Annotated in this window: 4 protein-coding genes and 1 pseudogene; all 5 read right to left on the bottom strand. The window is 62.8% G+C overall.

Annotated features, from left to right (window positions below; genetic code table 11):
- Positions 1–573: pseudogene (locus EN879_RS24125) on the bottom strand (mandelate racemase/muconate lactonizing enzyme family protein); the annotation flags it as partial.
- Between the two features lie 5 nt (positions 574–578).
- Positions 579–1,676, bottom strand: a complete 1,098-nt coding sequence (gene ugpC / locus EN879_RS24120) for a sn-glycerol-3-phosphate ABC transporter ATP-binding protein UgpC (RefSeq protein ID WP_063167542.1) — start codon at positions 1,674–1,676, stop codon at positions 579–581.
- A 4-nt stretch (positions 1,677–1,680) separates the two neighbouring features.
- Positions 1,681–2,547, bottom strand: coding sequence for a carbohydrate ABC transporter permease (locus EN879_RS24115; protein ID WP_013533026.1), 867 nt, complete (start codon positions 2,545–2,547; stop codon positions 1,681–1,683).
- A gap of 2 nt (positions 2,548–2,549) precedes the next feature.
- Entirely contained in the window at positions 2,550–3,446 is an 897-nt protein-coding gene (locus tag EN879_RS24110) for a sugar ABC transporter permease (RefSeq protein WP_013533025.1), read from the bottom strand.
- A gap of 135 nt (positions 3,447–3,581) precedes the next feature.
- Positions 3,582–4,901, bottom strand: a complete 1,320-nt coding sequence (locus EN879_RS24105) for a sugar ABC transporter substrate-binding protein (protein WP_063167543.1) — start codon at positions 4,899–4,901, stop codon at positions 3,582–3,584.
- Positions 4,902–4,994: the final 93 nt, after the last annotated feature.

Raw genomic sequence — 4,994 nt, 5'->3', positions numbered from 1 at the left:
GCCGTCGCCGACCGCCTTGCGCACCGCCGACAGGCGGGCAAGATCCTCCGACCCGTGCGGCCTGCCGATCTTGACTTTCGAGCCGCGAAATCCCTTCGCCTTGGCGGCCAGCGCATCGTCGACCAGCGCCTGCGTCTCGATGTGCAGCCAACCGCCTTCGGTGGTGTAAAGCGGACAACGATCCTTGGCGCCGCCGGCCAGTTTCCACAAAGGCAGGTTTTGCTTCTTGGCCCGCAGATCCCAGAGTGCTGTATCGATGGCGGCGATCGCGATGGCGGTGATGGCACCGATGGTCGTGGCATGGGTGGCGAATTCGAGATCGTGCCAGATCGCCTCGATCATGTCGGGATCGCGGCCGATCAGGCGCGGCACCAGATGGTCCGAGAGCAGCCGCATCACCGACGAACCGCCGGTGCCGATCGTGTAGCTGTAACCGGTGCCGACCGCACCGTCGGAATCGGTGATCGTGACGATCGGCGTTTCCTGACTGACGAAGCTCTGGATCGCGTCGGTGCGCTTGACCTTGGGCACAAGGTCCACCATGCAAAGGTCGACTTTCTCGATTCTGGCCATGCCGATCAGCTCCGCAGTGTCTTTCCGGTCTCAGTGGCAAACAGATGCGCCTGCGACATGTCGAGGCTCATGGCGACCCGCTCGCCCGGCCGCAGTGGCCTCGGGTTCAGCATGCGCGACACCCAGTCCGTGCCGTTGAATTCAACGAACACCAGCGTCTCGTTGCCGAGCGGTTCGGTGACCGTGATCGGCAGCTCGATCTGGTGGACATCGGCCGCGCCACCGGAACTGATGCCATGGCCGGTCGGGTAGATGTCGTCCGGCCGCAGCCCGAACACCACCTTGTCGCCGGTCGTGACATTGGCCTTGAACTGAGCGGGCAGCGGCAGCCTTTCGCCGCTGGCGAAAACCATCTGGCCGTCATCGATCGTCGCCTCGTGCAGATTCATCGGCGGTGAGCCAATGAAGCCGGCGACGAAGCGCGTCGCGGGCCGCCGGAACACCTCGTCGGGCGTGCCGACCTGTTCGATATGACCGTCGCGCATGATGACGATGCGATCGGCAAGCGTCATCGCCTCGACCTGGTCGTGGGTGACGTAGATCACTGTCGACTGCACCTTGGCATGCAGCTTCTTGATCTCGGTGCGCATCTGCGTGCGCAATTTGGCGTCGAGATTGGAAAGCGGTTCGTCGAACAGAAACACATCGGGGTCGCGCACGATGGCGCGGCCCATCGCGACGCGCTGGCGCTGACCGCCGGACAGTTGCGACGGGCGGCGGTCGAGCAACGTGTCGAGGCCGAGGATGGCCGAGGCCTCGGCGACGCGGCGGTCCATGTCTTCTTTGGCGGCGCCGGCGATCTTCAGGGAGAAGCCGAGATTCTCGCGCACCGTCATGTGCGGATAGAGCGCATAGGATTGGAACACCATCGAGATGTTGCGCGAGCGTGGCGGCAAATCGTTGACGATGCGTCCGCCGATCTCGATCGAGCCGGCGCTGATTTCCTCCAGCCCGGCGATCATGCGCAGCGTCGTCGACTTGCCGCAGCCGGACGGGCCGACCAGCGCAATGAACTCGCGGTCGGCAATGTCGAGATCGATGCCGTGCACGATCCCAATAGTGCCGTAGCGCTTGGTCAGCTTGGTGAGGGTAACGGTTGCCATGGGATCAGCCTTTCACCGCGCCGGAGGTCAGGCCGCCGACAAGGTGTTTCTGGACTATGTAGGTGAGGGTGAGCGCCGGGATGATCATCACCACGGCCAGCGCGCACATGCCGCGCCAATCGATGGTGAACTCGGCCGTGTAGTCGAGCAGGCCGACCGGCAGCGTCTTGGCGCTCACCGAGCGGGTCAGCTGCGAGGCCAGCGCGAACTCGTTCCAGCAGGTCAGGAAGGCGAAGATCGCGGCCGACGCAATGCCCGGTCCGGCGAGCGGAAACTCGACCTGCCAGAACGCCTGCCAGCGGGTGCAGCCATCGATCTGCGCTGCTTCCGCGAGGTCCTTGGGCACCTGGCGGAAGAAGCCGTCGATCAGCCAGATGGTGAACGGCACGTTGAGCGCGACATAGGCGAGGATCAGCCCGAAATGGGTGTCGATGATGCCGAGCCGCACATAGAGGAAGAACAGCGGCAGCGAGAGCGCGATGCCCGGCACGGTGCGCGTCAGCATCAGGCCGAGGAAGACGCTCGATTTACCGCGAAAACGATAGCGGGCGAACGCATAGCCGCCTGCCATGCCGATGGCCACCGCAATCACCGTCGAGGTCACCGAGATGATCAGCGAGTTGCGGAAATATTCAATCACCGGGATGCCGCCCTTGCCGATGCCTGAGAACATCGCGACATAGGCGTCGAACGAAATCTCCTGTGGGATCCACACCGGTGGCTTTGCCATGATCTCGACCGTCGGCCGCAGCGACGACAGCACGATCCACAGGCCCGGCAGGCAGATGGTCAGCATCGCCAGGAACAGGCCGATGCGATAGATGATGCCGAGCAGCCGGCGCTTCAGGCGGGCGGAAGAATTCTCGTCCATCTTCACCACTCCGCACCGATCTGCGTGCGCGCCGCGGCGAGCTTGTTGAAGAAGTAGACGGTGAAGGCGATCGACAGCAGGATCGAAAAATAGGCCATGGCGTTGGCCATGCCCATGCGCCCGTCGCTGTAGGCGGTGCGGGCCACCAAGGTCCATAGCAGTTCGGTGCGGCCAGCCGGTCCGCCATCGGTCATGATCTTGACGATGTCATAGGCGCGCGCCACGTCGAGCGAACGGATGGTCATGGCGATGTAGGCGAAGGGCATGACGAATGGCCACGTCACATAGCGGAATGTCTGCCACGGCGTGCAGCCGTCGACCCGCGCCGCCTCGATCGGCTCCTTGGGCATGGCGAGCAGGCCGGCGAGGATCAGGATGGCGAAGATCGCCGTCGACGACCAGATCTCGGCGATCGAGATGGCGATGAAGGCGAGATGGCCCTCGATCAGCCACGGTATGGCGTCTCGCGTGATGCCGAGCGACTGCAGCGCATTGTTCACCAGGCCGATATTGTCGTTGAACATGAACTTGAATTGGAAGCCGACCAGGATCGGCGAGAACATCATCGGAAACATCATCAGCGTGCGCAGGATGCGCTGGCCGCGCGTCGCCTTCTCGACCAGCATGGCGAGGCCGAGCCCGAGCAGCATTTCGAGATTGAGCGCGATGGTCAGCAGCAGAACCGTGCGGCCGAAGGCCCACCAGAAGTCGGTGTTGGACAGGATCGAAAGATAGTTCCGGATGCCGATGAAGACGTAGAACGTTTCGGGCCGCGTCAGGCGGAACGGGGTGAAGCTCGAATAGAGCGACAGAAGCAGCGGCACCACCACCACCGCCGCCAGCACGATCATGGCCGGAAGCAGCAGCAGGAATGGCGCGGATGGCTTGAAGCCCTTCATCAGAATCCTTGAGTGTTTGTATTTGGACGGCGGTGCGTTGGCTGGGCGCGAAGGGTTAGCGTAAACCGCTGGCATCCCGCGCAACGCGATCGCCTCCCCCATTGCTGATGGGGGAGGCAGCCCTGGGAGCCGTTGCTAGAGCTTGCCGGCGTCCTGGAGGATTTGTGTCGCCTTGGCGGCGGCTTCATCCAGTGCCTGCTTCGAGGTCTTGTCGCCGAGGATCGCCGCCTGCAGCTCGGGATAGACGGCGTTCGAGATCTCGATCCATTCAGGCGTCTGCGGCACGGCGAAGGCGTGCTTGGCCTCTTCCTGGAAAGCGGTAAGAACCTCCTTCTTGTAAGGATCGTTTTCGGCCTGCTTCAGGTCCCAGTCCCAGACCGCGGTGCGGGTCGGCAGCGGACCGGCGGCGGCCTCGAGCTTCTGGCTGTCCTCGTTGGTCAGCCACCAAACCAGGGAAGCCGCGGCCTCCTTGTTCGGGCAGTTCTCGGTCACCGAGAAGCCATGGAAGCCGGACCAGCCGGTGCGCTTGCCGGACGAACCCTTCGGCGCGACTTTGACGCCGACATTGCCGGCGACCTTCGACGACTTCGGATCGTTGAAGAAGCCGGCCCAGCCCGGCCAATCCAGGTTGATGGCGACAGTGCCGGACGCAAAGCCTTGGCCGAGATCGTCCCAGAGATAGTTGGTGGTGCCGGCCGGCACGGCCTTGGCCTTGTAGAGGTTGACGAACCAGTCGAGCGCCCGGATGCCGGCCTCGGAGTTGAAGACCGGCTTGCCGTCCTTGTCGAGATATTCGCCGCCCTCGGCGACGACCATCTCGTAGAAGCGGCCGTTGATCGCCTCTTCCTTGCCGGCGAACTGGGTGCCGTAGAAATTGGGCGGGTTGGCGAAGAACTCGGCCTGGTCGGTGACTTCCTTCCAGGTGTCCGGCGGCACCAGATCATAGCCGTATTTCGCCTTGAACTTGGTCTTGTTGTCGGCGTTCTCGTACAGGCTCTTCTGGTAGTAGAGCGCCGAAACGTCGAACTGCGCGCGCGGCAGCATCTCCAGCTTGCCGTCGATGGTAGCCGACTTGATGGTCGACGGCACGAAGGCGTCGATCTCTTCCTTCGGCAGCAACTTGCTGAGGTCGGTGTAGAGGCCGGTATATTGCGGCGCGAAGGAGGAATGGTTCCAGCCGACGCACCAGTTGGTGCTGCCCGAGGCGATGTCGGACTTGAGCTCCTTGTCGATATCGAAGCCGTTCTTCTTGGTCAGGATGTTGACCTTGGCGCCAGTCGCCTTCTCCCATTCCGGGATCCGTTCGTAGAGCTTTTCATATTGCTGGCCGCCGATCAGCTTCACGTCGACGGTCACGCCTTCGAACTTGCCGGGCAGGTCGCCGGCAAGGGCTGCGCCTGCACCAAATGCAAGCAACAATGCACCGGCGGAGACGCCGGAAAGCAGTCTGTTCATTGGTATCCTCCCTGGGTGCGCCTTGGCCGGCGACCGCAACTCGTCTGATGACAAGAAGTGCTACATTCATATACAAACAAAACATTCATAGAC

Origin of the sequence: Mesorhizobium sp. M7A.F.Ca.AU.002.02.1.1 (assembly GCF_003998535.1) — a bacterium.
In the GTDB taxonomy this organism is placed as follows: domain Bacteria; phylum Pseudomonadota; class Alphaproteobacteria; order Rhizobiales; family Rhizobiaceae; genus Mesorhizobium; species Mesorhizobium ciceri.
The sequence above is the reverse complement of the archived record's forward strand: the minus strand, read 5'-3'. Positions and strand labels throughout refer to the sequence as shown.

Bases quoted from the DNA above. Each gene is read 5' to 3' on its own strand.
- ugpC (WP_063167542.1), bottom strand. From the start codon at position 1,676: ATGGCAACCGTTACCCTCACCAAGCTGACCAAGCGCTACGGCACTATT.
- EN879_RS24105 (WP_063167543.1), bottom strand. From the start codon at position 4,901: ATGAACAGACTGCTTTCCGGCGTCTCCGCCGGTGCATTGTTGCTTGCA.
- EN879_RS24115 (WP_013533026.1), bottom strand. From the start codon at position 2,547: ATGGACGAGAATTCTTCCGCCCGCCTGAAGCGCCGGCTGCTCGGCATC.
- EN879_RS24110 (WP_013533025.1), bottom strand. From the start codon at position 3,446: ATGAAGGGCTTCAAGCCATCCGCGCCATTCCTGCTGCTGCTTCCGGCC.